We start from the raw sequence: 26,832 nt of genomic DNA, 5'->3' as shown, positions 1-26,832 counted from the left end.
CGTTCGTGTAGGGGCTATGATCCAAAGGGGCCTGGTGCAATGAAAGTTCCAATGCTTTATAGGCCTTAGCTCCAATACGATGGAGGAGAGCTTTTAGACGGGTGTCCAAAATTGAGACAGGGGCCCCAAAAGGGCAGTCTGTTCCGACAGAGATATACTAGCGAGATCACAATAAAAAACCCCGAAATTGCTTCCGGGGTTCCACTAAGAAAAAAGGACTTTTAAAAGATTATTTCAGCAACTCAAGAGCTGTTTCATTGATCCAGTCGGCATGGGCATCAACACGAGTGAAAACGGAAAGAATAAAACAATCCGGAGTCAACGGAATCGGCAAAGAATCGCCGCGACTTGCAACACCCAAGAGATAAAGCTGACCGTTCACATCAAGATAAGCAGGGCCACCAGAGTCACCGCTGCAAATACCACGGCGAAGTGATTGATCTAACATGATTTCGGTAGAGCCGTTCATGGGAGACTTCACTTTCAAAGTGGTTGTGCGCAAAGTGCCAGCCCCTTTTTTAACTCCCCAAGCCCAGTTCAAACCAAAGCCTGCAACAACCACTTCTGTGTTTTTTCTGATGCCAGAGAAGTCCGAAAGAAGGGGAGCTGGAGCATAACCCGCGGGAGCCGTACCTTCAAAACGAAGCATGGCGATGTCGTACATGTCTTCTGCCTTCATCTCACCATAGAATTTGTGCTGAACTTTTTTAACGACGCGACGAAGTTGAGAAGCGTCAGCATTTTTAAATTCCTGACCGAATAAAACCACCATTTTATCCGATGTGGGATCGATACAGTGTGCAGCTGTTAAAACAAGATTTGGTGCAATCAAAGTTCCAGTGCAAAGGGCTTTAGCATTTTCGTCATAAAGACCGACGGTCGAACGGCTGATGCGGCTATTTGCTTCTACTTTATCGCCACCAATGACACCTTTTTGTTGGCCACTTAATTCCACTTGCGCTTGCTGAGCGGTCTCGGCACAGGCGCTTAATGTTAATGCGACGGCCAAAGTAAGAGATAGCTTTTTAAACATAAAGACTCCTTGATTCGAAAAGAACCGCCCACATTTATCAAATTTTGACGTGGTGGTAAGTTCTTTCGTGCGAGGTGAAAACATTCTCTCGTAGGACAAAAAATTGACACTTCTTTGTCCCTCAACTCGAACCTAGCGGTGTTAGAGGGAGCAAATTTCATGTGCCTCGCAATGACCCTGGGCATCTTGGTTGAAAAGTCCTCAGGATTTGGGATAGTGATCGGCCCCGGGGGTTTTATGAAAGCGATTCTAACGATTCTATTTTTGTTACCAACAATCACCTTTGCTGAAGTGGTTCAGGGAAATATGGAAGTAGTGGCACGCAGTGAGTACCCACAGTATGGGCCCGCTTGCACCTATGAAGGAACTCAGAACTATATCTATCCAAAATCGTCCCGCACTCTGGCCCTTGAAGTGACGGGTGATCAAGTCAAGGTTCCGGTCGCCGCTGTTGGGACTGTCAATTGCGCATCGTCCTTTGCTGGTTTTCCTCATGAAGTCATCGTGCCTGTGGGATCCACCGTCGAATATCCGATGTTACCGCCTTTTTTGACGGAGCTTGCGACGCTTTCTTTGTCGGTGAGTGTTTCGAAAATCAAAGATAAATTTCTAGTGCAAGTGCGATGTGATTACTCGCACCGCTGTGGTTTGAATGGCTTTGATGAGGTGACGATGTCACAGGTGACACCACCACAGAACTTTGTGATGGTCGAGTGTGAATGCTGGGGACGCGCGAACGCGTACCAAGTAAATTACTTCACGAATCTTGCGGCAGAAGCTGTAAGTGCTGTGCGCGCGCAAGCTCAAGTGCAAAGAAAGTGTCAGCAAAAGATCGGATACAGATCCGTCGAACTTCGCAACTGTCGAAGTGTGCGCTAGAAATTAATTAGCGAAAATCCTCATCCTCCACCAAATGCCAAGAATGTCCGCCGTCACTGGTTTTCAGTAAGGCGGAGTTCTGCATGGCTGAGGTGTTAATAGCCTCTCCGGATGGAGTCTTGAAATAGTAAGGCGCATAGGGACGCATCTGACTGTACTCTAAGTAAAGATGATCGCGACGATCAATGGTCATTACCTGATAAAAGTGCGTGTACTCTTGCGCATTCGGGTAGACCAAAATCTTTGGAGCACCCCATTTGTAAAGATTCGATTCGCTTGTAAGCTCCGCCGTTTGGTAGGCCAGTGCTCCGAAATATTCAAAGTCAAAAAGGGACTTATCGTAAGCCCACAGGCGATAAGCAACATGAAGCTTGTCGTTGCTGTCGATGATGAAAGAGACATAAGTTTGGCTGCCGCCAGAAACACCAGGAATATTGAAGTTCGCGCTATACCCACTGTCCGTCGTGTTCACAAATTGCGGTGCGGACCAAGTATCGATGGAGTCTGCTTTTGTCGACGAGGTATATGTGAAGTGGCCACCATGCGATCCGCCAATAACGTGCAAGATTCCTTGGCTTGAGCGCACAATGCCGGGCTGATTGTGGTTGTCATTCAAAGGCCAGGTTTTAAGAATTTCTTTTTTCCTGATCAATCCGGATTTGACGTCATACTCTGCAACCCAAATTCCTGAATAGGGATTGCCATTTTTATCGGGCACCGTATTCGTAGGACGGCCTCTTTGATTTTTTTCTAACTTGTGATCCAAAGTGGCTTCTAGCCAGACGACAAAATATTTATCGCCGGCGCGCAGAAGTTTAACGGCACTGCCACTGCGATAACCGATGGGCTGGGCTGTTGTACTCAGGGTGAGGGGAGTGTCAGCGACCAGCTCTCCGTTTTTATCAAATGAAGTCGTTTGCAGCGTCAAGGTTCCAACAGTTCCTTGCCAGTATTCAAATCCACTTTCGTAACCAGAGACTTTGCCGCTAGCTTGAAAGTACAAGAAAGCCGGCGGACCCGGCAGAGGTTTTGAAGTGTAAGGTCTTTCAAGGTCGTACCATTCAGGAAGGGTTGAAGAACTTAGAAGAACCTGACTTTTCCAAGTGCTCCCGTGATCCTTTGAGTACATCAGAACATAGTGTTTGTTCGCTGAGTCTTTGGTTTTGATACGGACGACGCTGTAAAGAATGTCGTCTTTATCAAAGACCGCCATCTTTGGGTCCCAGATCAGATCTTGTCGGTTCATGGAAGCGATCTCATCCACGGTGGAATTCGGAAAATGTTTTTTCACTGCGGAAATATCAAAGGGCAAGTCCATCCAAACGCCGTGTTGATATTTTTTAAATCCGCTCGCGAGTGGTGCCGTCTGGCTGCGCTCGTGACTTCGAAAATAAGGTCGATTGAAACTGTCAAAGGCGGGGATGTAAATGGGATAACCTGGCTCCCAGGCAAAAACTTTGCGCTCGTGATAACTTTCTAAAAAGTTCGCGACTTCTGCAGGAGAATTGAATTGATTCAATCCGGTCTTAGGAAAAGCAGGAAGCTTTAAGGGAGCATATTTGTTTTTATTCAAAGATGAAAAAGAGCCCGAGCCTTCAATGGACGAACTGGGGCGAAGCAGTTTAAAAGAAACCACCATCGCTGTCAGAGCAAGCGCTGCACAAACCAGTTTTTTCATTTATCAACCTAACTAAAAGTTAAATCCATATCCCGCGCGAAGGATGATTTGTTTTGCGGAAGATGTGTTGTTGTCCGGGTACATAGCGTAATCAAGTTGAACCGGAATAAAATTGTTGCGGTTAAGATGATAGTCCATTCCTGCAGACACCACGATGGTTTGATTTGTGGAAATTTTGCTGGTGTCTAGAACGTTACTGCTTTTATTCATGGCAAAAAGGAATCCTAAACCCGCGGCGGCGTTGAATTCCATAGTCTTCGTTTTTAAGAAAGTATAACGAACCAAGGCTTCAACACCCAAGTAGCCAATTTCGACCTTACAGTCTGAGCTGCCCGTACATGAAGCCGCAGAAGAGGTGCCAGAAGCTTGCAAGGATTCATACCCACCCAAAATGCGAGCACTGATATTGCCGTCCAGTTGCATTTGATAGAAGCCCGAAAGATTAAAGCTATTTCCGGAAAGAGAGATGCTTGAAGTGCCCGTTGGTTTTACAGTCATCGTGTTCATGGCGTAACCCGCAGTCAATCCCCAAGCAGATTGAGATTTCGGCGCGCGGCTCGCAGTTTGCGAAGACTTTGCGCCACGAGAAAGCTTTTCGATGGAAAAGTCAGGACTCATCGAACCTTTTAGGATCGCGGCGACTGCTCGGTTGTTTTTGACTTGTTTGATTTCAAGAAGGGCGCGCGCTTTACCATCACCATCACGAACTCCCAATTTTTCACCGGCTTGCACAGATTCTCCTTCAAGATCAAGAAGGACGCGGTCTTTTTTTACACTGAGGGTGCGAATCGCATAAGCTGGTGAAACAAGGGCTGATAATAGCAGTGCTGTAATGATGATTTTCATAGTGATACTATCGTCAGAATCAAAATGAAACTAAAGGAAAACCAGACCCTCTGTTACCCCTAAAATCCGGATAAATTTACTTAGGTTTCCTCCGCGGAACACGTATTCAAAATATTTATGTCTCAATTTAAGAAGCGAGGTCGTCTTTTACCTTAACCATCCGATACTATTAGGGAGCGGAAGAATTCGGGGGAATGACCGTGACACATTTTATTACCGGTACAGTTATGGTGCTGTTGGCGGCAGTTTCGTCATCGGCTCAGACTTTGTCTGAGGCGGCGCTCTTTAATCGTTGCTATACTCAGCTAACGGGTAAGCCCGTACCACTTAAACACGCTACGATGATCCAGATCAAAGCAGGGAAGGTGAAAGCCTTGGATGCCTGCAACAGTCTTTTGGATAAGGCCGAGCTGGATGCTTCGGGTCCATTGATCAATCGCAATGATAAAGAAGCTAGAGCCGTTCTTAATAACTTCTATAATTTTCATCGCACATGGTTCTCTGCAAACTCCGTGGAACAAATCCAAGAATACAACGAGGAGTTGGCTCGTGGGACTATGGATATCTATGACTCCACAGAGCCAGGTCTAGCTTTGACTCGCGCCATGTTTGCTCGTGGGGCCGAGTATAAAGACGTTCTAACTTTGGGTTGGGGCGTGCACGCCCAGCGAGAGGAAAACGCGGCTGTTCGCAGTCAAATTGGCTGGAATGTGAATTTTCCAGCGCGTCGCCTTTACGGCAATCACGCAGGCTTTAACGAAAATCTTTTTAACTTCCGTGCATTGACGGGCGGCTTTAACGGCAACTCGGATACGACAAATTCCATGTTCCTGAATTTACCTAAAATTGAAGTCGGTGAATTGGTGGGGATTCGTATTAAAAGCGAGAGCGTGATGATTCCCAACGTCAGCTTGCAGCCACTCGGTGCCGATCGTCGTGGAAATGAGCAGGAAGGATTGAATCACTCGTTCAATCTAAACGCCACCTTAGGTGGTGGTGTTTTAGGAACACCCATTTATATTCTTTTGAACTATGGTCATGGCCGTGGACTTGAGGCGAATGGAACAACGAAAGTTCCCCGTCGCTGGTCGCAAACCAATATGAACTCTTTTCTTTGCCAAGAGTTGCCGGCGCTGCGTGAATCTGACATTCGCGGTATGGTGGTTGGAAATTCTTCTGCACCATTTAGAAACTCTGCAAGCTGTGTGATGTGCCATGCGACTTTAGATCCTATGGCCTACACGACTCGCAATGTGGTGATGGCAGGTTCTGATTACTTCGTCATGAGTGAAGGATCTCGCACGCATTCTAAAACCGCATTGCACATGGTGACTTATAAACCTGATTTGCCTTCCGTCGCTGGCTGGCCTTCAGAGCCTGTGGCGAACTTCCATCGTCAACAACCAACGGGTCGCTTGTTCTTTAGATCAATGACAGGAACTTTGATTGATAAACCTGTGAATGGAGTTGCGCAGTTGGGCGAGGCGATGGCGAATACGCCGGACTATTATAATTGTGCGGCAAAAAGATACTTCGAGTACTTCACAGGTATCCAAGTCGCTCTTTACGACCGTTCAAATCCAGCCAACGCAGAATTGAACAGAAAATTATCCAGCGAATCTATAGCGGACCGCGAGTTCGTGGAAGCTTTGGGGGCAGAGCTTCGCGATTCCCAATCCGTTCGTCGCATGATCAAACGAATCATGTCTTCGAAGTACTATAAAGAAACGAATTTCCGAGAGCAGTAAACCGGGGGACACAATGGGGGACGAAAATAATTTTTCACGCAGGGGTTTTATGGCTGGTGGCGCCGTTATCGGTGCGACAGCTTTAATTCCGACTCCGCTTGAGCGTCTGCTGAATGTGTTAAGCACAGGCTTTATTCATGAAGCACAAGCTGAAGCCAACGGCACAGCAGGAGCTCGTAACTACATCAATATTTTGATGGCAGGGGGACCTCTTCGTTATACTTTTGACGCTTGGATGAGAACCAATCCTTCCGACACGCAATTGGATTTTAATCCGATGGTGGCGACGAAATACGTGAGCTCGGGTGGCAGAGTCACGGGTGTTGAATACAGTTCGTTTAATTATAATGGTGTTTTAGTTCCTCACATGTTTTCGCACACGGTGAATAGCAGTGCGGGACAACGTCCTTTAACAGATCTTCTTAAACACATGCTGGTAATTCGCGGCTTCGGTACGGGCTTTGACGGCCATCCGTTCAATGCGACGGTTCAGCAAGCACCTGTGGGTGGTGTTTCTTCAGTGATGGGTCTAGCGGCCGACTATTCTTCAAAAACTTTTGAGGCGGTGGAGTGGCCGAACCGTGGAGCTTACGGAAATTACATGTCTTTAAAAGGTAAGGCGCTCAATAAACTTACCGGCAGTCCCTTGCATTCCTTGCTTGAAGGCTTTGGTGGTCCTCAAGGGGGCCGTGTAAAAGGTCGTGACTTAAAGACTCGCAACCGTGATGCCTTCGATTTAGCGCAAGCGCGCTTACGTGCTTATGCTCAGTCCGATTTCGCGGGATCTACCGTTCTAGCAAAAAATCTTTCTAATGCTTCAGACCTTATGAAAAAAGGCATCGGCAATATCGATGGATATTGGACAAGTGCCGTGAATAGATACAAAAGCATCATTGAATCCAGCATGCGCCAATCAGGTCTTGTCGGTATCAGTGATATTCCTTTGATTTCGGACCAAGGAAATTTCTGGCGTGTGCACGTGGCTGACGGAAATCGTGGTCTTACAGTGCATCCCGATTTTGATATGAGAAGTGCCGTTTCAACAATGACTGAATCGGGTGGTTTGAGCGAAGGCTTGGCCTTAGCAGAGTATGTTTTAAAAGAAGGTCTGGTCAGTTCACTCAACATTCAAGTCGGTGACTTGAACAACGTGACTTTGCGTGATGCCGCAAACGGTGTCACGATGGCGCATACGGGTATTAAAGACATGCACGAAACCGGCGCTATCCCGGCCGTGCTTTTGACGACAGCTTACTATCGCGCGTTGGCGGCAGGTCTTTTAGAGTTGATTGATCAATTGAAGAAAACAAAAGTGAACAACACAGATCTATGGTCTGAAACTGTTGTGCAAATTATTTCTGAATTCAATCGCAGTGCCCGCGCTAATGGAACGGGCAGTGACCATGGTTTCAATCAAATGGTCACGAGTGTCTACACGGGCGCTTTCTCGAATGGTCCTTATGTCGTCGGCAACATCAGTAAAGGTGGTCATGGCGGTGGTTACACGGGGACTCAAGGTATTGGAGCCGCAATTGATGGTTACAATCAAGCGGGTCGCCCCACACCGACGATGGCAGCTTCAACGGTGGCAGCTCTTTTACGTGTACCAAAAAATCCTTACGAAAACTTGGCAGCGCCCTTGGTTGAACTTTCAGGCAACAGCCTGCGTGTTATGAAAACAGCAAAGATTGTGGGGTAAAGATGTTGAAGTCGCAAAAAACAAAAATCTTTACTTTAGCGATCACCGGTTTAGTCCTGACTCAGATGTATCAAAACTGTGGTCAGATGGGCATGGGCGGTTTTGAAACTTTGGATATGGCTTCGATGAATCTTTCCATGGGTATGGAGGGTTCAACGGACCAATCGCATCCGGCGCAAAAAGAAGTCCTGTTGCCTACACAAAAAACTTTGGTGGTGAATCGGGAATACGTCGCGGATTTAATGCGCGAAATATTCACGAGTTCAGCGACACCAGTTCCCAATTTAGAAGCCCTGATCAATCAATGGATCATCAATCGCGGAGCTCAGTACGGCTTAGGTTGTAATCCTTATGGTTCCTATTCAGGTCGCGATTGTGGTGGGGATATCTCTAACTCCAATCTTCCGATCACGACCGATGACAACACCGTTCGGGAGTCTTTCCGTGTGCAGTTCTGCGAGAACGTGCTCGGTATGGACCAAGGTGTGAATGCGATTTTAGAAAAGCTAACCAATCGAGCAACGGCGCCCACGGCAGATACAATACGTCAGGTCTACGCTTTGTTTTATCGGGGAGATGAAGCTTCGGAGCTGATTGTGAACTCTTTATTAGATTTGGACCGGGCTTTGTTGGCCAAGAACGAGACGCCACTTGAAAGATGGCGAGCTTTGGCTCTTCAAGTTTGCGAATCGCCAGGTTGGCAATTACAATAGGTTTTCGGGGGAAGAATGTTCGTGGGGGTTAAAAAAAGCATTATTGCAGTCGGGGCCATGACCGGTTTGGTAGTGGCATTTCAGAATTGCAGTGACTTTGCTTTGCAGGATCAAGTGATCTATGAACAAGGTATCTTTGAGCTCGACTCAAAGACGATCCCTGCTCTTTTGGATTCCGAATCTTTGAATGCTTGGTCGAAGCCGGGCAATCCTAATTTCGTGAATAAAGGTTTCTGGGTTGCAGATCAATGGTCTGTGATCGTCGCCGTAGACCGAAAAGCCACAGGAAAAATTATCACCGTGTCATCGGGTGCCGCGAACGAAGAGACTTATATCAACGTTGCCAGCGGCAAAGTTCGCGCGGTTCGTTCCAGCAGCGGTGGTGCGGGCACGTGGACGGAATACATTGAATCAAATCTTCCGGCGAGTGGGGATCAAATGGTCCTTGGTGCCAATTTCGGTATGAAGGCCGGAGAAATTTCTTTAATGATTAACGGTATTTTGCAAACGGGAACTGTGCAGAAATCCTCGATCGCACCCGGAGACTTTTCGGTGGTCGCTAAGAGTGTGTCCGCTGCTCCAGTAGGCGGACAGGTTTATGAGTACATGGTCTTTGGTGGCGATAGCTATTACAAAGAAGGTAAGTTGACGAATCAAGAACTCAACGTCATGTCTCGCTATGTCGCGAACAACAATATGATTGCGAATGTGATTTGGGATCCAAGTCTGACAGCTCCGGGATCTTCAACGGGTGAAGACGAAGTGAATCCTAAGTTTATCATCGCAAAAGCAATTTACGATGCGAAGTGCGTGAGCTGTCATAAGTCGGGCGGTAATGCTCCGAACCTGGTGAACCTTACCGAGAATAAAGCGCTTTCTAATGGTTGGGTAGTCAAAGGCAATGCCGAGGGCTCGACGTTGTACAACGTACTTAAAGGATCTTCGGGCGGTGGGGCGAAAAGCATGCCTTCAGGCGGAAGCATTTCTGCGGCGGAAGTGCAGGCCATCGCTGACTGGATCAATAGCATTAAATAATTTAATTGAACTAAAACAATCACTGAACTTAGGGGGATTTTTCTAATGAAGTTTTTAGCAACTTTGTTTTTAACAACAAGTTTATCATGCGCAGCTTTTGCTCAAAGTGTCACTGTAGATGTGATTCTAAATCCGATGGGGGATTTCAAAGCGAAGACCGGCTCTGTAAAAGGCCAAGCGACAGTGAAGGGTGACGAAGTTTCTGCGGAAAATATCATCGTTGATCTTCGCACGCTAAAAACCGGTGTTGAGCTTCGTGACAAGCACACGCAAAAGCACCTGGATACAAAAGCTTTCCCAGAGGCTGTTCTAGTGTCAGCAACGGGTAAAGGCGGTAAAGGTAAAGGCAAAATCAAAATCAAGGGCGTAGAAAAAGACGTTGAAGGCACATACAAAGTAGAAGGCAAAACTTTGAAAGCGAATTTCAAACTGACTTTGTCTGACTTTGGAATCAGCGATATCAACTACATGGGTGTTGGCGTTGAAGATGAAGTGACTCTTCATGTCGCTGTTCCTGTGAAATAGATTTTCGACATCACAAAATAAAAAGGCGCAGTTTATCGACTGCGCCTTTTTTAATTCTCTTAAAGCCTTTTTAGAATCGGTATGTGGCTCCGACTTTCCACATTGTGGATCCTTCCGCCAAAGGCCCTAAGCCTTGATAGAAATCCCACTTTTGAAACAAACGAATGTTAAGATCCGCCATCGGCATCACGTTCATATTGCGACCAGAGTCAATAGTTTGACCGGAAGCTGCCGGCCAATCCGCGTTCTTCATAAAAGCGAGCACTGAAATCCCTGCATTGATTCTGCCCGAGAAACGATAAAACGCGCGAGGGGAGACACCGTAAACTGTGAACGCCACTTTGCCTTCAGAGTAATCCAAAGAGTTGTCTCCGCCACCATTGGCACGACCGGCTCCGATGAACGCGCCAAAGTTCCAACCCCAGCGGTAGTAGGTCACTTCTTTTTGAATCGTGACGATCATACCGTTGTAATTGGCATTATCACTTTCGCTCGTGAGCCCTTGCTGCAGTTTTAATTTTTCATTCCACTGCAAGGCTGCGACGTTAACACCCCAAGTTTCACGCGAAGTCACTTTTTTCGCCTTCACGGTGCTTGAGGGGGCGGGGGCCGCTTCTGCAGTCTCTTCCGTAGTCGCAGCGGCCTCTTCGTCAGATGACGCTTCTTCTTGAGCAAAAGAGGTCGATAACAACGAGCTTACTAAGAAAAATAAAATAAACTTTTTCATGACCTCTCCTAATAAGAAACGTGAACTTGACCTTGCAGAGCCCAGGCATCTTGCGAACCTGTTTGATCTGCGTAGACTTTGGCATTTGTGGCCATGGCGCGAAGTTCAAGGCGAGGTAATGGGAACATCAACGCGCCTAAGCTCCACTTCATCACTTCCGGCGAGGATTTTTTGATGTCCTCTTTGCTGTGCTCTACGACCGACAAAATATTGTATCCACGGCGCACATTCACAAGCGTTTCAACCAGAGCATAAGTTCCTAACATCGCATCGGCGCCAGATAGTTTATTCGTCCGCTCTTTAAATCCAGCTTCGGCCATGATCGCCGAACCTTTGGAAAGACCCATGCGCGTGGTGAAGGCCAAAAGATTCCATTTGCTCTGTTCACTTTCGGAACTCAAGAAAGAGCCGCCGATTTTGAATTTTTCAAAAACCTGGTATTCGCCGGTGATTGAGTAACCTTTTTGCTTTTCAGGTTCTTCCTGAGCGCCGTTTCCGAAGAACACGTTCGCAGCGATGTCCCAATCGGGGTAGGTAAAGTGAGCGATAACACCTTGGGATTGGTCGAATTGACCTAAAGTAATTACGCGACGATTGACGGCGGTGTGATCCACGTTACGCAGACCGAAGGCTTTATCCATTTGTCCGACGTACCACCACAGGTTGTTGCTTTGTTTGTAGCGAAGATAGTATTCCTTCATGAACCACGTGTTGGTTTTCCCGTAGTAGGGTTCGATGCCCGTATAAGAAGGTGTTGTGACCAAAGTGTATTTCTGTTTCTTGTCGAAGAAGAAAGTCAGATTCACATCATTTTGCATGTTGATGAATCGCTCGGAAGTCGCTTGCGATCCTGGATCCATCTTCAACCACAGGCCGCGGTATTTAATTCCGGGACGCACCCACCAAGGAAGTGATTTTTTTCCTAAGAATCCTGATTGAGCTGCAATTTCTTCCTCATCGACGTTCTTAGGGTAAATATCACGAGCCGTGATCTCTGTGGCATACAAAGCGCGACCATAGTCATTCAGGGCGCCTCCACCAAGGCCGTTGTAATGGCAGGTAATGCACGAAGAGTAGGCATATCCAATAAAGTCAGGATAAGCCTGGGCCTGTTTAAAGGTGAATAAGGAAGCCAATACGATCAATGCGGAGGTAATTTTATAATGTATCACGATGGGAAAATTCTATTGGACGCGTCGAGGGAATCAATAAAAATCTGCCTCTGAACGCACTGTGTGTTCCGTCTCAATTTGGTACATTGATTTAACTTCAAGCTTTGTTTTCCGATAAGAAACCCTGTATGGAAACAAAAGCAACCACCTTAGAACGTCCTCGAACAGTGCAGATGGCTGCGGCCGTCTTAATTCTCACACCCGTGTTGGACATCCTCATGTATCAGCGAACAGGAACTCAGATTTTTAGCTGGGTGGGATGGTTGTTGATCTTCGGTGCCGGTGTCAGTTTGATGATTCGTCATAAATCCTCGTGGCTTTTAGGGATCGTTCTTTGCGCTCTTTTCGTCTTAAACACGGGTTACGGTCTGATTCGTGACATGGAGCATGTGGATCCTTTGATCAGCACAGCGAAGCTTCTAGATTGTTTATTGGTTCTTTTTATTGTGGGAACCGTATCGTATTTTTTCCGCTATCCTTACCTGGATCGACGTCAAAATTGGTTCGCACCAACGGGAGAGCGCTTTTCTATTACGACGCCCGTGATGTTGAATGGAATCGAGACGCAAACTTTAGATCTTTCTTATACGGGGGCGCGTATCGCGGTACCTGGTGGGGCTTCTTACAAGGCCGGAGACAAGCTCGCGTTGCAGTTCACCGATATCAACGATATTCAATGCTCTGCAAAAGTCATTGATGTGAAAGCCGATCATGTCCGCGTTCACTTTGAAGGCACCTCGTCTTCAGATAAAGAGATGCTTCGTCAGTGGTTAAACAGTCAAAATTTACAGAAAGTTTAGCTTTAAGCTTTCTCACCCCAGTTTTTTAGGGCATAAAGGCGTTTTCATCTAAGGGTAGAATCATGTCTAAAACAACAAAGAAAAAGTCGGCAAAAATCTCTAAGAAACTGCCTCCCGTAGACCCCTCTTCACCGCATGAGGTTGCGATCGCCGTAAAGCAGATCCTGGATAATGTGCGTCCGACGCCGATGATCCATAATGGTCTTTCAAACGAAGAAAAGATTGAAAAGATCACCGAAAAATTCGTCGATATCATGGAAACTTTGGGACTGGATCTTTCCGACGACAGTCTTCGCGAGACACCACGTCGTGTGGCTAAAATGTACGTGAACGAGGTTTTTAGTGGTTTAGACCCTAAAAAGTTTCCGAAGATGACGGTTATTGAAAACAAAATGAATTACGATCAGATGATCGTGGTTCAAAACATCAGCTGTCTTTCTTTCTGTGAGCATCACTTTTTGCCGATCGATGGCTTTGCTACTGTCGCGTATATTCCAAATAAAAAAGTGATCGGTCTTTCTAAGATCAATCGCATCGTTCAGTACTTCGGCCGCCGCCCGCAGGTGCAAGAGCGCCTGACGAAGCAAATCACGGACTGTCTGCAATACATCTTGGGAACGGAGCACGTAGCGGTGCACATCAATGCCAAGCACTACTGTGTGGTAATGAGAGGTATTGAAGACACAGGTAGTGCCACTGCCACAGCGGATCTGCGTGGTCACTTTAAGACCCGTATGGAAACGCGTGAAGAGTTCTTGCAGCACTGTCGTACCAAGTAATTTTTGATCATTGAGAGCTGGAAATAAAAAAAGCAGAAAGGGTTCCTTTCTGCTTTTTTCTTTTAAAGACTTCAGCGGCCCAAGGCCGCCTGTTTCTTAGATGGAAGATTGTAAAAGCTCGCGAGAATTCTTCGAAAGACTTTCTACTGCGACCATGCGTTTGATTTGCTTGATAGCTTTTTCTTTCATCACCGGATCTAACTTTTTGACAAAGTTGAAAGCCGCGCACAAGCGAGCGGCGACTTGCGGGTTCTTCGCGTCGATTTCAAGAATCTTATCCGCGTAGAATTCGTAAGCGTCCGTTTTAGGGTCATTGAAACGCACGATGTTCGCACCGAAAGCTCTTAGCAACGAATACACGTTGTTGGGATTTGTGATATTGAAAGCCGGATGTTTCGTCAAAGCCTTCACATCTTCCAAAGTCTGCTTCCTTGTGGTCGTAGCTTGGGCTGTGAACCACTTATTGATAACAACAGAGTCATTTTTCCAGTTGTTATAGAAGTTACTCAAAGCCTTATCGCGGAATTCAGATTCTGTATCCGCAAGAATCATCAACGCCGTCATACGGTCCGTCATGTTTTGTGCTTCCCAGTACTGCTTATTCGCGATCGTCAAAATTTCTGGATCGTGAAGCTCAGCTAAATAGTGCAGGGCTTGATTTTTCAAAGCACGATGGCCGAAGACTTTCGGGTCATGGCTTTTGGGATCGACACCGTGGTATTTGTGATAGATATCCAAAAGTTGCGTGCGGTTTTCACGAGCAATCGCCGTGCGCAAGGTCGTGCGCGCGTTGTGGAAGGCTTCAGAGTCTAAAACTTCCTCTTCTTGCGCCAAGATAGCATGGCTTGGGATTTGAAGCATCTTTGCCTTGAAGCTTGGATCCATATCGGCATCACGAATCGTCGCACTGAGAGCGTTTAAATATCGATTGTCGATAGTTAACGGAGCGCCTTCACGGTGACGAGCAATCAAGTTGTGAAGAAGATTCAAGCCCAATTTCTGCGCCATCTCGCGACGGTTGAAAGAGTCGGTGTCTTTTTCCATAAGGAAGTACAAATCATCTTCGCTGGCTTCCCAACGCAAATTGATCGGTGCAGAGAACTCACGAAGGATAGAAAGAACAGGGCGTTCTTTCAGACCTTTAAACACGAAAGTTTCTTTGCGCTCTTTAAGTTCAATCAGATTTTTTCCATCTGTATTGACCTGGATTTTGTCGCAGTTCAAAGCAAGCTCTTTACCGTTTTTGTCTAAAAGGCCCATCATCAATGGAATGTGGAAAGGCTCTTTATGCGGTTGATTTGGAGTCGGCGGGCACGATTGCTCCAATGACAGCGTGTATTCACCTTTGTTTTGGTCATAGGCTTCGGTCACGTGAACCACTGGTGTCCCAGATTGATTGTACCAACGCTTAAACTGTGTGAAGTCTTTACCATTCGGCTCTGCAATGGCGGCGGCGAAGTCTTCCGTCGTCACGGCTTGACCGTCATGACGTTTGAAGTATTCATCCATGCCTTTACGGAAACCTTTTCTTCCCACAATCGTTTGCATCATACGGATCACTTCAGATCCTTTTTCATAGATCGTCATGGTGAAGAAATTATCGACCGCCATACAAGATTCAGGACGGACGGGGTGGGCATTAGGGCCCGCATCTTCAGCGAATTGACCCGTGCGAAGAGCATCGACGTCTTCGATTCTTTGCACTCCGCGATCCGTCATGTCGGCAGAAAATTCTTGGTCACGGAAAACCGTCAAACCTTCTTTTAAAGAAAGTTGGAACCAGTCACGCAAAGTCACGCGATTGCCTGTCCAGTTGTGGAAGTATTCATGCGCGACAACCGATTCAATGCTGTGGAAATCCACGTCTGTTGCTGAATTGGAATCGGCCAGAACTAAGCGAGAGTTAAAGATATTAAGACCTTTGTTTTCCATCGCGCCGGCATTGAAATCATCAATTGCGACGATCATGTAGTCATTAAGATCATATTCAAGACCGAAGGTCTCTTCGTCCCATTTCATGGATTTTTTCAAAGACTCCATAGCATGCCAGCAGCGTTCTTGTTTGCCATGCACGGCATAGACTTCTAAATTTACTGTACGACCGGAAGACGTCGTGAAGGTGTCACGAATAACACCAAGATCTCCAGCGACTAAAGCAAACAAGTAACAAGGCTTTTTATGTGGATCACGCCAGAAAGCTTTGTGACGACCGTTTCCTAAGTCTTCAATTTTGATACGATCACCGTTTGAAAGTAAAACAGGGTATTTCTTTTTATCCGCTTCGATAGTTACAGAGTACGAAGTCATGACATCCGGACGGTCTAAGAAGTAAGTGATTTTTCTAAAGCCTTGAGCTTCACACTGAGTGCAGAAAATGCCGTTGGATTTATAGAGGCCTTCCAAAGACGTGTTGTGCTGTGGTTGCAACTCAGTCTCAATTTCAAGTTCAAATTTTTTCGGAGTGGAAGGGATGATCAGTTCTTCTTCCGTGATTTGGTATTGATCGGCCTTAAGAGGTGTTCCGTCAATTTTTACGGAAACCAGTTTCAGCTCAACGCCGTTTAAACGCAGCTCTGCGCCTTCTTCGGTTCTGTTCATCTTGCTTTTGGCGATAACTCGACAAAAGTCTTCATTGATGACGAAGTCGAGGTTTATTGAATCCACAGAAAAAGCGGGTCCTTTATAGTCTTTAAGATAAATTTTTTCTTGTTTCATAAGCCCTCGATTCAGATAATAGAGACGATGAGTTTGTTAATCACTTCTATCACAATAAACACCCCGCATCTACAAGACATGCTGGGATTCTATGGAATAATCGGCTTTCAATTTACAGCGTCAAAAGTTGATAAGGGAAGTGAAGTTCATCGCGCCCTTCACAATGGAGTCGAATTTTCTTTGTATTCCATCAAAAACGCTCAAAAAGCTCAAATTCCAAGCCTGCAATTAGGTTTTCGAATTACAGATTTAGAACGCACCGTCGGTGAGCTGATGAAAATTCCAGGCAGCATGTGTATTTTGGACCCAACAGAGATGCCGGACGGAAAGAAGGCGATTGTCTTGGATCCCGATGGTCATTCGATCGAACTTTGTGAGATATAAACCAGCTTCGAATTAAATAATAAAAAGGGGACTCTCGAGGTCCCCTTTTTATTTCGATTAATTGTGTTTGTACATGCGATCTTCGAAGGCTGCGAGGGCGGCTTTAGCACCTTCACCCATAGCGATCACGATCTGCTTGTACGGAGTTGTTGTCACGTCTCCGGCAGCATAGATGCCTGCTTCTGAGGTGCGACCTTTTTCATCGACAATGATTTCACCGAACTTGCTTAAGTTCACCGTGTCCTTCAAGAACTGACTGTTGGGAACTAAACCGATTTGAACGAAGACACCATCAAGATCGATCTTTTCAGTTTTATCTAAACTGCGATCTACGTACTCCAGTTGCGTGACTTTTTGACCGTCGCCAATCACTTTCTGAGTTTTTGCACTCGTTATGATCGAAGCGTTGGGCAAAGATTTTAGTTTATCCACCAAAATCTTATCCGCTTTCAATTGGTCATTGTATTCAAAGACCACGACTTCACGAACGATCCCCGCAAGGTCAATTGCCGCTTCTACGCCGGAGTTTCCACCGCCGATAACGGCCACCTTTTTACCTTTGTAGAAAGGTCCATCACAGTGAGGGCAGTAAGCAACGCCACGACCCAGATAGTCTTTTTCACCTTCGACGTTCAGTTCACGCCACTTTGCTCCCGTCGTCACGATCACCGCGTCTGCTGTCAGATGTTCGCCACTTTCAAGTTCGATAGCTTTGATGCCGTCTTTTGTGTGAATTTTTTTAACTCGACGGTTTTCAAAAAGTTTAATTGGGTAGCTAGCAACGTGTTGATTCAACTGCGCTGCCAATTGAGGACCTTCCGTGTAAACCACAGAGATCAAATTCTCAATGCCTTTGGTCTCTTGCACCTGACCGCCGATTTTTTCCGTGATCATGGCGACACTTAAGCCCTTACGAACTGTGTAAATCGCCGCCGATGCGCCCGCAGGCCCACCGCCGATAACCAAAGTGTCGAAGTGACCCAAGTTTTTGTTCACAGGCTCTTCAGCGGGAGCTGAATCGTCCACGCCGAATGTGCTTTCAAGTTTCGTTAATAGATCCAAAAGTTGAATACGGCCTGAGTGGAACATCTTTGAATTCGCAACCAGACTTGGGACACCTTGAATGCCCAAAGCTTGAACGTCGTCTTGAACGTAGCCGCCATCGATGATTTCGTGGCGCATGCTTCCGTGAACAAGCGCGAACTGATTCAAGGCTTGAACCACGTCCGGACAGTTCTCACAAGTCAAAGAGATGTAAGACTGAATCGTGATGTTCTTTTTCAAGCGTTTCACACGGCTCGCGATCAAGCTGTCTAGGGCTTTTCCTTTTCCATCGGTGTTTAGGATTGCCAGGATTAACGAAGTGAATTCGTGACCACCAGGAATGCCTTTAAACACGATGCCCGTCGGTTTGTCTTTGTAAGCAATATGAAACTGAGGCATCGGCGAAGTACCGCCGCTATTGCGAACTGTGATTTTATCTGAAGTGCTCGCGACTTCATTCAACATTTCAAGAAGATCTTTATTGTCGTCGTGAGTGCTGTTTTCAACGACAAGTTCGACTGTATTTTCGAGAGATGCGAAGACTGATTTGAGTTGTTCTAAAAGAGAAGAGTCCAACATTTCAAACCTCCAAAAGTGTTTTTATAAGGGTCAAAGTCTTGTCGCTGACTTACGCTCACGCCGCGGATTTGACCCTTATAAAAACACTTTTCCGTGCAAAGAAGTTCCGGTGGAAAAGTGCCCCCGCTGTTGCCAGCGGGGAAGAAAACGAAAACCTAAATTAGATTTTACCAACTAGGTCTAGACCTGGTTTCAAAGTAGATTTACCTGGAGTCCATTTAGCTGGGCATACTTCGCCTGGGTTTGCAGCGATGTATTGAGCTGCTTGTACTTTACGGAACAACTCATCAGCATTACGGCCGATACCGTTGTCTTGAACTTCAGCTAGTACGATTTTACCAGCAGGGTTCACAAGGAAAGTACCGCGGTAAGCAAGACCTTCTTCTTCAATGTGTACACCAAAAGCGCGAGTCAATTGGAATGTCGGGTCTGCCAACATTGGGTATTTGATTTTTTTGATTGTGTCAGAAGCATCATGCCATGCTTTGTGTGTGAAGTGAGTGTCTGTAGAAACACCGTAAACTTCTACGCCCAATTTTTGGAAATCAGCATATTTATCAGCCATGTCACCCAATTCAGTTGGGCACACGAATGTGAAATCTGCTGGATAGAAGAAGAAGATAGACCATTTACCTTTAAGGTCGTTGTGAGTCACAGTTTTGAAATCATTGTGATGATAAGCTTGAACTTTGAATTCAGGCACTTGCGTGTTGATTAGAGTAAGCATTTATTCTCCTTCGAATAAAATGGTTGTTTTGTATTGGCTCGTGAGCCTAAAAAATTATGAGGTCCACTAGCAGCTTTCTGTTAGTGAACATCTTTCGTCGATCAGAATAGAGGATCAACCCCTTTTGGTGAAATCGATTATAAATATCCATTGATAGATTTTCTCTATCTTGATAGAATTGCCTCATAAAGGAGCAGTTTATGACGCCAAAAACGAACTTTTCTTTGACGCAGCTCGAATACGTCATGGCAGTGCATAAATACGGGCATTTTGCGAAGGCGGCAGAGGCTTGTTTTGTGACTCAACCAACGTTGAGTATGCAGATCCAGAAATTAGAAGAGGATTTGGGCGTCGTTATCTTCGATCGCTCGAAGAAACCAGTTCTTCTGACACAGATGGGAAAAAAGCTAATATCTCAAATGCAAACAGTCCTGTTTGAGGCGCGTAAAATCGAAAGTCTGATTCAGCACGAAAAAAAAGGGGCGAAGCAGGGAAGTTTGGTGGTCGGTGTCATACCCACCGTGGCTCCATATTTATTGCCGCGCCTGCTGCCGGTTTGCGAAGAGCTTTTTCCCGAGGTAGAGCTGAACATCAAAGAACTGCAAACCGATCAGATTTTAGAAGCCTTGAATGCTGATGAAATTGATGTGGGAATTTTGGCAACACCGACGAAGATGGCAAAGATGTTTGAGTACCCTTTGTACTATGAGCCTTTTTCTGTCTTGTGCGAAAAGAATCACGAGTATGCGCAGATGAAAAAGATCAAATATCAAAGTCTCAGCATGGAAGATATTTGGTTACTCGAAGAGGGCCATTGCTTGCGCAATCAAGTATTGGATCTATGTTCAGTCAGAAAAAATAAAGGCGGAGGTCGACGTTATAAATTCGAAAGTGGAAGTTTAGAAACGCTGAAGAACCTCGTCGATCTTTATGGAGGCTACACTTTGCTTCCGTATCTAGCGGCCGAACACATTGGCGATCGCAGTCACTTAGTGCAATTCGAACGACCGATCCCAGCCCGCGAAATCGGTTTGGTGTATCGCCGCGAACACTACAAAAATGAATTGATCGAAGCGTTGGGCGAAGCAATTCTAAAAAGTATTCCGGAAGAGTTGCGCAAGATCCGCCAAAAAGATCTCGACGTCCTTCCCATAGCCTAAGGTACCTGCTTCCCTTCGTGTGGAAAAGGTACCAGGTTCATTATAGAAAGAAGAAAAATGAAAACAAGAAAGCCAATAGAGACCCGCGAAGACATCAAACTGCTGGTCGACGAGTTTTACTCGAAGGTGCGTCAAGATCCCTATATTGGCCCGATATTCACCGACGTCGCGAAAGTGGATTGGGAAGAACATCTGCCGAAGCTTTACAACTTCTGGGCGGACTTGTTATTGGGAGAGGACACCTATCGCGGCAGACCTTTTCCTCCGCATATGAAGTTGAATTTGCAGCAGGGTCACTTCGAGCAATGGCTGCGCCTATTCACGCAAACCGTGGATGAAAACTTCGTGGGTATGAAAGCGTCAGAGGCGAAGTCGCGAGCATTGCGGATTGCGCGAAATTTTATGATTAATTTGAGTTTGATGGACAACTAGAAATTTAATTGAGTTGGTGTCGAGTTGATTGATCGAATTTTTAATTCACGAGATAGATAAATTTTTTTAATTTACTTGGTAAGCCATTAAGAATTTAGTTTTTGGTTTGGTTTGGTTTTTAGTTTTCGGTACCGAAAATGACCCCAAATACATGTCTCGAAATTCCTGAAAGTAAGTCTTCCGGATTGATCTGAAAGTTGTTTTTGACGCAATCGCTTACTGCCACCGTGGCAGTGAAATCGTCCTTGTTGTACGCGATTGATTGTCTTGCAACACAACAACCTTTGTTTTTCCTCAACCAAACAAACCCTCATTTCCGAATAAGGACAGGATTTTCTATCCTTATAGAAACGGGGAGGTCCGCTATGAAACTCACCATCACCTATGCTTCGCAAGGACGTTTGCTGGAAGGCTGTCTTTATCTACCAAAAAATTCATCCGAGCATTTAGTGGGATTGTTATTTGAAGGTTCAATGACAGGAGCCACGAACCAAATCACGCATTATATCGCACGCGAAGTGAGCGAAGAGGGTTTCGCCTGCCTGGTGATGGATCATAGCTACTACTCTGAAGACGAAGGTGCCGCGCAATCCTGGGAGTCCCCATCCAAGCGCACCGAAGACATTCATGCGGCTTTAAGATTTATGCAAACTCATGGCACGATCAATCCAGAAAAAATCATCGGCGTCGGGGTCAGCGTCGGGGCTGAATACATGGCGCAAGTCTGTCGCGAATCCAATGTCTGTAAAGGCTTAGTGATGATTCAAGGCCCTTACGATGATGCTCAGAACAAAGCGCAAGATTTGGACATTCCGACAGTCGTCGTGGATGAAACTCACTTGGATTCAGCGATCGATGAAACCGTGATGTGGGCAAGAACTCTGTTTAACGGCAAGTTTGCCGAAAACCCCAATCCACCGTTAGTGGATTGGAGCCGCGCGGATAAATAATTAACGAAGTTTGATCTTCACGGAGTTGACGACTTCGTTGTTGAAGCCGCGAATATCGACGGTGACAAGTTTCTTTTTCCAATCGATGTCAGCCAAACCAAAGTTTTCCTTGCTGTACACCGGTCCAACGTAGTGAGAGTCTGCATCGCCGTACTTATTTGCGCGATTGATGGAACTAGAAGTGATCTCATAAAGAGAGCCATAATTTTTTACATCCATTTTAGAGATCGAAGCAATATGACGATCTCCGCTTAACAAAATCACATTCTTCGCACGCGTGGACTTAAGTAAATCAAAGAAGCGCTGACGCTCTTTCGGGAAGTTGCCCCATTTTTCGTATTTCGGGTCGTTTGCAATCAGCTGAATGCTTGAAACAATAAAGCGCACTTCCGCGGGGCGTTTCAGTTGGGTCTCAAGCCATTCCCACTGAGCTTCCCCTAAGATCGTTCCTTCCTCTTGCGGGATATAATCCTGCGCTTTGCCTTCATTCCCCGGGCTTTCTTTTAAAGGACTGCGGAAATAACGAGTATCTAGCATGATCACTTGCACAGATTTCTTTTTTGGCCCGATCATCTTTGCGTGATAAATGCCCTGTTGTTCTAAAGGAATGCTGTTTTTAACATAACCCCAATAGTTTAAGAAATCACGACGGGCATTGTCTTTGCCTTTAAAGTCGGCTCCACCGTCGCGCTCGCCGAAATCATGATCGTCCCACGTCGCCATAAACGGAACTTCTTTGCGGATGGCGATGTATTCAGGAATTTGATCCATTTTACGATACTGTTCGGCGATAGGTTGTTGAGTCGGGTGGCTAGCATAGACGTTATCACCCATGAACAGAAAAAGATCGGGCTTGGCTTGAAGAACATCCTTCCACAAAGGCTCGGGCTGATCTTGATTGGCGCAAGAACCAAAAGCGATTTTATTCACCGGCTTTTCATACACGATTTCCTGTGACGGCAGAAAGGAAATATACGTTGCCGAAGTTGACGAATCCGAATCATGTTTCGCCGTCTGAGCACAGCCAAGAATAAATAACGAAAGCAGTAAGATCTTTTTCATACGGTCCTTTTCATAAAAAACGCGCCTTCATTTCATGCGAGGAGTTTCGTGCGGTCAAATTCTTTCGTCTCAAATTAGAACACGGCACAACTCTTGGATATCCTAAGAAGTATGAACAAGAAGATGCTATTATTTTTAAGAACTGCCGCACTTTGTTTTGTAGGACTTGCCATCATGGCCTCTGAACTCGCATTGGTTGGAGCCAAAAGCACCCATCCCACAGTGAGACAGCCCACAAATGGCGTCGCTGTTCAGCCGCTATCCAAGCGCCGTCACGACATTTCACTGCACATGCAGACGGCAAAGCGTTGGGCCGAGGTGTTAGATACGCAATCCAGTGAAATCCTCAAGGCCTCATCAATGGGGACACTGCAAAGATGGCGTCAAAATATTGATCTAACTACGATGAAGACCCAATACGCAGAAGGAACTTTGGCGCATTTAAAATCAATGACGTCCCTATTCAAAGTACGCCGTCAAATGGGACGATTTAAAGATCTAAAAGAATTTGATTTTCAAAACATGGTTCGCAAAAGCGATTATCTGATGGCTTTACCGACGACGAAGGAAAGCTTAGATACTGAAGATCCCGAGATAGAGCGTGTTTTAGTGACCTACAGCCAGGAGCGCCAGCAGCTCTCAATTCATTAGAGCCAAAAAAAAGGGAGCGATACCGCTCCCTTTTTCATTTTAGATTTCTCTAAATTATTTTCTTTCAGACAAAGGAACAACTTTGCGTTGTTCGTGACCCACGTACTCAGAAAGAGGACGGATGATACGGTTGTCTGCAGCTTGCTCCATGATGTGAGCAGACCAGCCCGTTGTACGAGCCATAACGAAGATCGGCGTAAAGAAGTCGATCTCAAAGCCCATCATGTAGTAAGCAGGACCCGCTGGGAAATCCAAGTTAGGGTAGATTTTCTTTTTCTCTACCATCACTTTTTCAAGCGACGTGTACATCTGCATCCATTTTTGTTCGCCAGTTACGTCCGCCATCACTTGCGCGTATTTTTTCATTGTTGGAACGCGAGAGTCGCCAGAACGGTAAACGCGGTGACCGAAGCCCATGACTTTTTTCTTCTGAGCTAGAGCATCCAACATCCATTGTTCTGCTTTCGCAGGGTCTGCGATCTCTTTCATCATGTGCATAACCATTTCGTTTGCACCACCGTGCAAAGGACCTTTCAACGCACCGATACCCGCCACAGTTGCAGAGTAGATATCAGATTGAGTTGAAGTCACAACACGTGCTGTGAAAGTAGAAGCGTTGAAGCTGTGTTCAGCGTAAAGGATCAAAGAAACGTCGAAAGCCTTTACAACTTCTTTTTGAGGTACTTTACCAAAGCACATGTGGAAGAAGTTTTCAGAGATAGAAAGATCCGCTTTAGGAGGAATGAAATCCAAACCTTTTTTGAAGCGGTAGTCAGCAGCAACCATTGTTGGGATTTTTGCTAGCAACTGGATTGCTTTATCCATGTTTGTCGCTGGAGTTGCATCCCAGATACGAGCGTCTTCAGTTCCCAAGAAAGAAACCGCCGTGCGGATTGAATCCATAGGATGACATTTTTGTGGAAGAGCTTTGATCACGTTCAACAAAGTTGTAGAGATCTCACGGTAGCCGCGCTCTTTTTTCGTGAAGTCCGCAAGTTGAGAAGCTGTTGGCAACTCGTTGTTGTAAAGAAGGTAAGCCACTTCTTCAAAAGAGCAGTTTTCAGCCAAGTCTTGAACTGGGTAACCACGGTAGATCAAAGAGTTTGTGTGAGGGTTTACTTTAGATACTTTGGAAGTATCCATAACCACGCCCTCAAGGCCCTTTTTCACATTCATTTTATCCGGTTCTGGAACGTAATCTGGATTGATATATTCAGCCATTTTTCCTCCGCAAGAAGGCGTCGGCATTTGCTTTAAAATGCGGCGCACAATGTGTCGTTAAAGTAATGGCTCAAGCTAGCTCGGGGTTCTGCGTGGGTCAACTCCTCCGAAACAATGAACCCTCCCTTTGCCAGCCGCGGCGAGGGGAGAGAGGCCGTGTGAAGACCCCTTGACCTTAAAGCCTACGATCTAAAGACTAAAGCACATGGAAATATCGTTCGCTCTTCTTCCGGCATTCTTGCATGTTTACTTCTTCATTTTAGAAAGTCTTCTTTGGGGACGCCCGCGCATCAATCGCATCTTCGGCGTAAAGCCTCAAGATGTCGCCGCGACAAAACCGCTTGCGTTCAATCAGGGCTTTTACAATCTCTTCTTAGCCATCGCGATTTTTGCAGGCCTGCATTTTAGAACAGGTGAGATGACCTATTCCATGGGAACGACGCTTATCATTTACGCTCTTCTTTCAATCTGTGGTGCGGGCCTAGTCCTGCTTTTATCAAATCCACGCAAGATGTGGAGAGGTGCCGTGATTCAATTTGTACCGGCAGCAATTGCCTTAGTGCCCTATCTGAAAAGCTAAATAAGCCCGGCTTAGAGGGTAAATATACAAAAATAGAACAGTGTTATGCAAATTTGACGTCTTTTGGAACAGTGCTTTTTCCATAATAATGGAGGCATGAGTAAGGGAACACGTTCCTTAAGTCGAAGGTCTTTGCTGATTGGCGCAGGCAGTGCGCTGACGGCTTGGGGCCTATGGAGATTGCATATGCCTGATCAATTAAAAACTCTTTTAAATCTGACTTCAAAACAAGACGGTGCGAAGATGCCCGTGCTTTTTGTGGGGCACGGCAATCCTATGAACGCGATCCAAGACAATCCGTTCACGCAAAGTTTAGCTAATTTAGGAAATGAAATCGCGACACCGAAAGCCATCTTAGTGATTTCCGCTCACTGGTTGAGTGCAGGTACTTGGGTGACTCGGATGGAAAAGCCGCGCACTATACATGACTTCTATGGATTTCCGCAGGAGTTATTCAACGTGCAATATCCCGCGCCCGGTGATCCTGAGTTGGCAAAACAAATTCAAAGCCTGTCTAATAAACCGCAAATTCACGGTGACGACAGTTCGTGGGGGCTTGATCACGGAACTTGGGCTGTGCTTCGCAAAATGTATCCGCAGGCAGATATCCCAGTTCTGCAATTGAGTATCGATATGTCAGAGCCTCCCGCATTTCACTTTGAGTTAGGCCGCACTCTTAAAAAATTAAGAGAGCAAGGCGTCTTGATCGTGGGAAGCGGCAACATCGTTCACAACCTACGCCGAGCGAACTGGGATAAGCCATTGCAAGGTGAAGATTGGGCGATCGAATTTGACGAATGGGCCAAAGCAAAACTAGTCGATCGCGACTTTAAAGCACTTACTGAAGAATTTATGAAATCCACAGCAGGACGCTTAAGCGTTCCTACGCCCGATCACTATTTACCAATGCTGTATGTTTTAGGAGCCGCAGATGAGAAAGATGAACTGGCGTTCCAGTTTGAAGGTTATGACATGGGTTCTATTTCTATGCGTGGGTTTAGCTTGGGTAAAAAAGGATAATATGAAAACAGATAACAAGCTGCAGGCGATTTACATTCCGGCAAAAGAAAAAAGCCAGGGTAAGTCGCCTGTGATCATCGCTCTTCATGGTGTCGGTTCCAACGAAAAGGATCTTGCGGAGTTGGCTTCTTCGCTGGATCCAAGATTCGCCGTCCTTAGTTTGCGCGCGCCTTTAGTGATGGGGCCTGAGAGCTTTGCCTGGTTCCAAGTTCGCTTCACGGCGGAGGGACCTCTGCACAATCGCGAAGAGGCGGAAAGCTCCCGCCTTCTTTTAAAAGATTTTATTCATCAGTTAAAATCGCATCCTGAAGTTGATTCCCGTAAAATTGTTCTTTTGGGTTTCAGTCAAGGCACGATCATGAGTCTTTCTTTAGGATTTACCGAACCTGAACTTATTCGCGGCATAGTTGCGATAGGCGGGCGCACTTTGCAAGAAGTCTCTCAAGGAGTGGTGCCTGATGGCACGGTGACGTCCACGCCTCGAGTTTTACTAATGCATGGTCTGCACGATAACAAACTGCCTTTGTTTCACGCCGAAGCCACTGCAGAAACTTTGAAAAAAGCCGGATTTGCGTTTAACTTTAAGACTTACAATGCGGGTCATGAAATCTCTCCAGAAATGAGAGACGATATAAGCGAATGGCTTAAGTCGAACTTCTAACCCAAATTTCGC

The 26,832-nt window shown here is 46.0% G+C and carries 26 protein-coding genes; 16 read left to right on the top strand and 10 right to left on the bottom strand.

Going from position 1 to position 26,832, the window contains the following annotated elements:
• Nucleotides 1-229 precede the first annotated feature (229 nt).
• On the bottom strand, nt 230-1,033 hold the full coding sequence (locus tag ACLWBD_RS11250) for a S1 family peptidase (RefSeq protein ID WP_063204492.1): 804 nt from the start codon (nt 1,031-1,033) through the stop codon (nt 230-232).
• Nucleotides 1,034-1,270: 237 nt separating this feature from the next.
• Between ACLWBD_RS11250 and ACLWBD_RS11245 the strand changes: the two genes are divergently transcribed.
• A complete protein-coding gene (locus ACLWBD_RS11245) occupies nt 1,271-1,912 on the top strand; it encodes a hypothetical protein (protein ID WP_413568227.1) in 642 nt (213 codons plus the stop codon).
• A gap of 7 nt (nt 1,913-1,919) precedes the next feature.
• Here ACLWBD_RS11245 and ACLWBD_RS11240 read toward each other — a convergent pair whose 3' ends face one another.
• A complete protein-coding gene (locus tag ACLWBD_RS11240) occupies nt 1,920-3,590 on the bottom strand; it encodes a BNR-4 repeat-containing protein (protein WP_413568226.1) in 1,671 nt (556 codons plus the stop codon).
• Nucleotides 3,591-3,602: 12 nt separating this feature from the next.
• Nucleotides 3,603-4,436 (bottom strand): outer membrane beta-barrel protein, encoded by an 834-nt coding sequence (locus ACLWBD_RS11235; RefSeq protein WP_081112083.1) that lies wholly within the window; start codon nt 4,434-4,436, stop codon nt 3,603-3,605.
• Nucleotides 4,437-4,630: 194 nt separating this feature from the next.
• Here ACLWBD_RS11235 and ACLWBD_RS11230 point away from each other — a divergent pair, with 194 nt between their 5' ends.
• The 5 genes from ACLWBD_RS11230 to ACLWBD_RS11210 are packed head-to-tail and all read left to right on the top strand — an operon-like array spanning nt 4,631 to nt 10,156.
• A complete protein-coding gene (locus tag ACLWBD_RS11230) occupies nt 4,631-6,184 on the top strand; it encodes a hypothetical protein (RefSeq protein WP_413568225.1) in 1,554 nt (517 codons plus the stop codon).
• A gap of 13 nt (nt 6,185-6,197) precedes the next feature.
• Nucleotides 6,198-7,883, top strand: coding sequence for a hypothetical protein (locus tag ACLWBD_RS11225; RefSeq protein WP_413568224.1), 1,686 nt, complete (start codon nt 6,198-6,200; stop codon nt 7,881-7,883).
• Between the two features lie 2 nt (nt 7,884-7,885).
• Nucleotides 7,886-8,596: a hypothetical protein gene (locus tag ACLWBD_RS11220; RefSeq protein ID WP_253696275.1), complete on the top strand. Its 711-nt coding sequence runs from the start codon at nt 7,886-7,888 to the stop codon at nt 8,594-8,596.
• A 15-nt stretch (nt 8,597-8,611) separates the two neighbouring features.
• A complete protein-coding gene (locus ACLWBD_RS11215; RefSeq protein ID WP_063204487.1) occupies nt 8,612-9,631 on the top strand; it encodes a c-type cytochrome in 1,020 nt (339 codons plus the stop codon).
• 45 nt (nt 9,632-9,676) lie between these two features.
• Entirely contained in the window at nt 9,677-10,156 is a 480-nt protein-coding gene (locus ACLWBD_RS11210) for a YceI family protein (RefSeq protein WP_063204486.1), read from the top strand.
• 70 nt (nt 10,157-10,226) lie between these two features.
• On the opposite strand, the gene ACLWBD_RS11205 is transcribed toward ACLWBD_RS11210, so the two are convergent.
• Together ACLWBD_RS11205 and ACLWBD_RS11200 are read right to left on the bottom strand one after the other, a co-directional pair.
• Complete coding sequence (locus tag ACLWBD_RS11205; RefSeq protein WP_063204485.1) at nt 10,227-10,883, bottom strand: hypothetical protein; 657 nt, start codon at nt 10,881-10,883, stop codon at nt 10,227-10,229.
• A gap of 8 nt (nt 10,884-10,891) precedes the next feature.
• Nucleotides 10,892-12,055, bottom strand: a complete 1,164-nt coding sequence (locus ACLWBD_RS11200) for a hypothetical protein (protein ID WP_253696274.1) — start codon at nt 12,053-12,055, stop codon at nt 10,892-10,894.
• 128 nt (nt 12,056-12,183) lie between these two features.
• Here ACLWBD_RS11200 and ACLWBD_RS11195 point away from each other — a divergent pair, with 128 nt between their 5' ends.
• Nucleotides 12,184-12,855 carry a PilZ domain-containing protein gene (locus ACLWBD_RS11195; RefSeq protein ID WP_413568223.1) on the top strand — a complete coding sequence of 224 codons (672 nt, stop codon included), beginning with the start codon at nt 12,184-12,186 and terminating at the stop codon, nt 12,853-12,855.
• A 62-nt stretch (nt 12,856-12,917) separates the two neighbouring features.
• Nucleotides 12,918-13,634 (top strand): GTP cyclohydrolase I FolE, encoded by a 717-nt coding sequence (folE, locus tag ACLWBD_RS11190; protein WP_413568222.1) that lies wholly within the window; start codon nt 12,918-12,920, stop codon nt 13,632-13,634.
• Between the two features lie 96 nt (nt 13,635-13,730).
• Here folE and pepN read toward each other — a convergent pair whose 3' ends face one another.
• Nucleotides 13,731-16,349 carry an aminopeptidase N gene (gene pepN / locus ACLWBD_RS11185; protein WP_413568221.1) on the bottom strand — a complete coding sequence of 873 codons (2,619 nt, stop codon included), beginning with the start codon at nt 16,347-16,349 and terminating at the stop codon, nt 13,731-13,733.
• Nucleotides 16,350-16,376: 27 nt separating this feature from the next.
• Here pepN and ACLWBD_RS11180 point away from each other — a divergent pair, with 27 nt between their 5' ends.
• A complete protein-coding gene (locus ACLWBD_RS11180) occupies nt 16,377-16,733 on the top strand; it encodes a VOC family protein (RefSeq protein ID WP_063242733.1) in 357 nt (118 codons plus the stop codon).
• A gap of 57 nt (nt 16,734-16,790) precedes the next feature.
• Here ACLWBD_RS11180 and ahpF read toward each other — a convergent pair whose 3' ends face one another.
• The gene (ahpF, locus tag ACLWBD_RS11175; RefSeq protein ID WP_413568220.1) at nt 16,791-18,356 is read right to left on the bottom strand and encodes an alkyl hydroperoxide reductase subunit F; all 1,566 of its coding nucleotides are present in this window, start codon (nt 18,354-18,356) and stop codon (nt 16,791-16,793) included.
• 160 nt (nt 18,357-18,516) lie between these two features.
• Nucleotides 18,517-19,083, bottom strand: a complete 567-nt coding sequence (ahpC, locus tag ACLWBD_RS11170) for an alkyl hydroperoxide reductase subunit C (RefSeq protein ID WP_063204480.1) — start codon at nt 19,081-19,083, stop codon at nt 18,517-18,519.
• Between the two features lie 200 nt (nt 19,084-19,283).
• On the opposite strand from ahpC, the gene ACLWBD_RS11165 reads away from it, so the two are divergent.
• The 3 genes from ACLWBD_RS11165 to ACLWBD_RS11155 all read left to right on the top strand — a co-directional run bounded on the left by ACLWBD_RS11165 (nt 19,284) and on the right by ACLWBD_RS11155 (nt 21,625).
• On the top strand, nt 19,284-20,243 hold the full coding sequence (locus ACLWBD_RS11165; RefSeq protein ID WP_063204479.1) for a hydrogen peroxide-inducible genes activator: 960 nt from the start codon (nt 19,284-19,286) through the stop codon (nt 20,241-20,243).
• 57 nt (nt 20,244-20,300) lie between these two features.
• Complete coding sequence (locus ACLWBD_RS11160) at nt 20,301-20,675, top strand: group III truncated hemoglobin (RefSeq protein ID WP_413568219.1); 375 nt, start codon at nt 20,301-20,303, stop codon at nt 20,673-20,675.
• 365 nt (nt 20,676-21,040) lie between these two features.
• Nucleotides 21,041-21,625 carry an alpha/beta hydrolase gene (locus ACLWBD_RS11155; protein WP_063204477.1) on the top strand — a complete coding sequence of 195 codons (585 nt, stop codon included), beginning with the start codon at nt 21,041-21,043 and terminating at the stop codon, nt 21,623-21,625.
• Here ACLWBD_RS11155 and ACLWBD_RS11150 read toward each other — a convergent pair whose 3' ends face one another.
• Entirely contained in the window at nt 21,626-22,687 is a 1,062-nt protein-coding gene (locus tag ACLWBD_RS11150) for an alkaline phosphatase D family protein (RefSeq protein ID WP_413568218.1), read from the bottom strand. It abuts the gene before it with no gap.
• A gap of 111 nt (nt 22,688-22,798) precedes the next feature.
• Between ACLWBD_RS11150 and ACLWBD_RS11145 the strand changes: the two genes are divergently transcribed.
• The gene (locus ACLWBD_RS11145; RefSeq protein ID WP_413568217.1) at nt 22,799-23,338 is read left to right on the top strand and encodes a hypothetical protein; all 540 of its coding nucleotides are present in this window, start codon (nt 22,799-22,801) and stop codon (nt 23,336-23,338) included.
• A 54-nt stretch (nt 23,339-23,392) separates the two neighbouring features.
• On the opposite strand, the gene ACLWBD_RS11140 is transcribed toward ACLWBD_RS11145, so the two are convergent.
• Nucleotides 23,393-24,559: a bifunctional 2-methylcitrate synthase/citrate synthase gene (locus ACLWBD_RS11140; RefSeq protein WP_063204474.1), complete on the bottom strand. Its 1,167-nt coding sequence runs from the start codon at nt 24,557-24,559 to the stop codon at nt 23,393-23,395.
• Nucleotides 24,560-24,764: 205 nt separating this feature from the next.
• Between ACLWBD_RS11140 and ACLWBD_RS11135 the strand changes: the two genes are divergently transcribed.
• The 3 genes from ACLWBD_RS11135 (at nt 24,765) to ACLWBD_RS11125 (ending at nt 26,820) form a co-directional block, all read left to right on the top strand.
• Nucleotides 24,765-25,139: a DUF1304 domain-containing protein gene (locus ACLWBD_RS11135; protein WP_063204473.1), complete on the top strand. Its 375-nt coding sequence runs from the start codon at nt 24,765-24,767 to the stop codon at nt 25,137-25,139.
• A gap of 96 nt (nt 25,140-25,235) precedes the next feature.
• Nucleotides 25,236-26,159, top strand: coding sequence for a 4,5-DOPA dioxygenase extradiol (gene ygiD / locus ACLWBD_RS11130; RefSeq protein WP_413568216.1), 924 nt, complete (start codon nt 25,236-25,238; stop codon nt 26,157-26,159).
• A 1-nt stretch (nt 26,160) separates the two neighbouring features.
• A complete protein-coding gene (locus ACLWBD_RS11125) occupies nt 26,161-26,820 on the top strand; it encodes an alpha/beta hydrolase (RefSeq protein WP_413568215.1) in 660 nt (219 codons plus the stop codon).
• The last annotated feature ends 12 nt before the right edge of the window (nt 26,821-26,832 follow it).

The sequence above is a fragment of the Bdellovibrio sp. HCB117 genome (assembly GCF_047305915.1).
Classification (GTDB): Bacteria; Bdellovibrionota; Bdellovibrionia; order Bdellovibrionales; family Bdellovibrionaceae; genus Bdellovibrio; species Bdellovibrio bacteriovorus_B.
This window is presented reverse-complemented; position numbering and strand designations above follow the sequence as displayed.

Bases quoted from the DNA above. Each gene is read 5' to 3' on its own strand.
- ACLWBD_RS11250 (WP_063204492.1), bottom strand. From the start codon at position 1,033: ATGTTTAAAAAGCTATCTCTTACTTTGGCCGTCGCATTAACATTAAGC.
- ACLWBD_RS11245 (WP_413568227.1), top strand. From the start codon at position 1,271: ATGAAAGCGATTCTAACGATTCTATTTTTGTTACCAACAATCACCTTT.
- ACLWBD_RS11240 (WP_413568226.1), bottom strand. From the start codon at position 3,590: ATGAAAAAACTGGTTTGTGCAGCGCTTGCTCTGACAGCGATGGTGGTT.
- ACLWBD_RS11235 (WP_081112083.1), bottom strand. From the start codon at position 4,436: ATGAAAATCATCATTACAGCACTGCTATTATCAGCCCTTGTTTCACCA.
- ACLWBD_RS11230 (WP_413568225.1), top strand. From the start codon at position 4,631: ATGACCGTGACACATTTTATTACCGGTACAGTTATGGTGCTGTTGGCG.
- ACLWBD_RS11225 (WP_413568224.1), top strand. From the start codon at position 6,198: ATGGGGGACGAAAATAATTTTTCACGCAGGGGTTTTATGGCTGGTGGC.
- ACLWBD_RS11220 (WP_253696275.1), top strand. From the start codon at position 7,886: ATGTTGAAGTCGCAAAAAACAAAAATCTTTACTTTAGCGATCACCGGT.
- ACLWBD_RS11215 (WP_063204487.1), top strand. From the start codon at position 8,612: ATGTTCGTGGGGGTTAAAAAAAGCATTATTGCAGTCGGGGCCATGACC.
- ACLWBD_RS11210 (WP_063204486.1), top strand. From the start codon at position 9,677: ATGAAGTTTTTAGCAACTTTGTTTTTAACAACAAGTTTATCATGCGCA.
- ACLWBD_RS11205 (WP_063204485.1), bottom strand. From the start codon at position 10,883: ATGAAAAAGTTTATTTTATTTTTCTTAGTAAGCTCGTTGTTATCGACC.
- ACLWBD_RS11195 (WP_413568223.1), top strand. From the start codon at position 12,184: ATGGAAACAAAAGCAACCACCTTAGAACGTCCTCGAACAGTGCAGATG.
- folE (WP_413568222.1), top strand. From the start codon at position 12,918: ATGTCTAAAACAACAAAGAAAAAGTCGGCAAAAATCTCTAAGAAACTG.
- pepN (WP_413568221.1), bottom strand. From the start codon at position 16,349: ATGAAACAAGAAAAAATTTATCTTAAAGACTATAAAGGACCCGCTTTT.
- ACLWBD_RS11180 (WP_063242733.1), top strand. From the start codon at position 16,377: ATGAGTTTGTTAATCACTTCTATCACAATAAACACCCCGCATCTACAA.
- ahpF (WP_413568220.1), bottom strand. From the start codon at position 18,356: ATGTTGGACTCTTCTCTTTTAGAACAACTCAAATCAGTCTTCGCATCT.
- ahpC (WP_063204480.1), bottom strand. From the start codon at position 19,083: ATGCTTACTCTAATCAACACGCAAGTGCCTGAATTCAAAGTTCAAGCT.
- ACLWBD_RS11165 (WP_063204479.1), top strand. From the start codon at position 19,284: ATGACGCCAAAAACGAACTTTTCTTTGACGCAGCTCGAATACGTCATG.
- ACLWBD_RS11160 (WP_413568219.1), top strand. From the start codon at position 20,301: ATGAAAACAAGAAAGCCAATAGAGACCCGCGAAGACATCAAACTGCTG.
- ACLWBD_RS11155 (WP_063204477.1), top strand. From the start codon at position 21,041: ATGAAACTCACCATCACCTATGCTTCGCAAGGACGTTTGCTGGAAGGC.
- ACLWBD_RS11150 (WP_413568218.1), bottom strand. From the start codon at position 22,687: ATGAAAAAGATCTTACTGCTTTCGTTATTTATTCTTGGCTGTGCTCAG.
- ACLWBD_RS11145 (WP_413568217.1), top strand. From the start codon at position 22,799: ATGAACAAGAAGATGCTATTATTTTTAAGAACTGCCGCACTTTGTTTT.
- ACLWBD_RS11140 (WP_063204474.1), bottom strand. From the start codon at position 24,559: ATGGCTGAATATATCAATCCAGATTACGTTCCAGAACCGGATAAAATG.
- ACLWBD_RS11135 (WP_063204473.1), top strand. From the start codon at position 24,765: ATGGAAATATCGTTCGCTCTTCTTCCGGCATTCTTGCATGTTTACTTC.
- ygiD (WP_413568216.1), top strand. From the start codon at position 25,236: ATGAGTAAGGGAACACGTTCCTTAAGTCGAAGGTCTTTGCTGATTGGC.
- ACLWBD_RS11125 (WP_413568215.1), top strand. From the start codon at position 26,161: ATGAAAACAGATAACAAGCTGCAGGCGATTTACATTCCGGCAAAAGAA.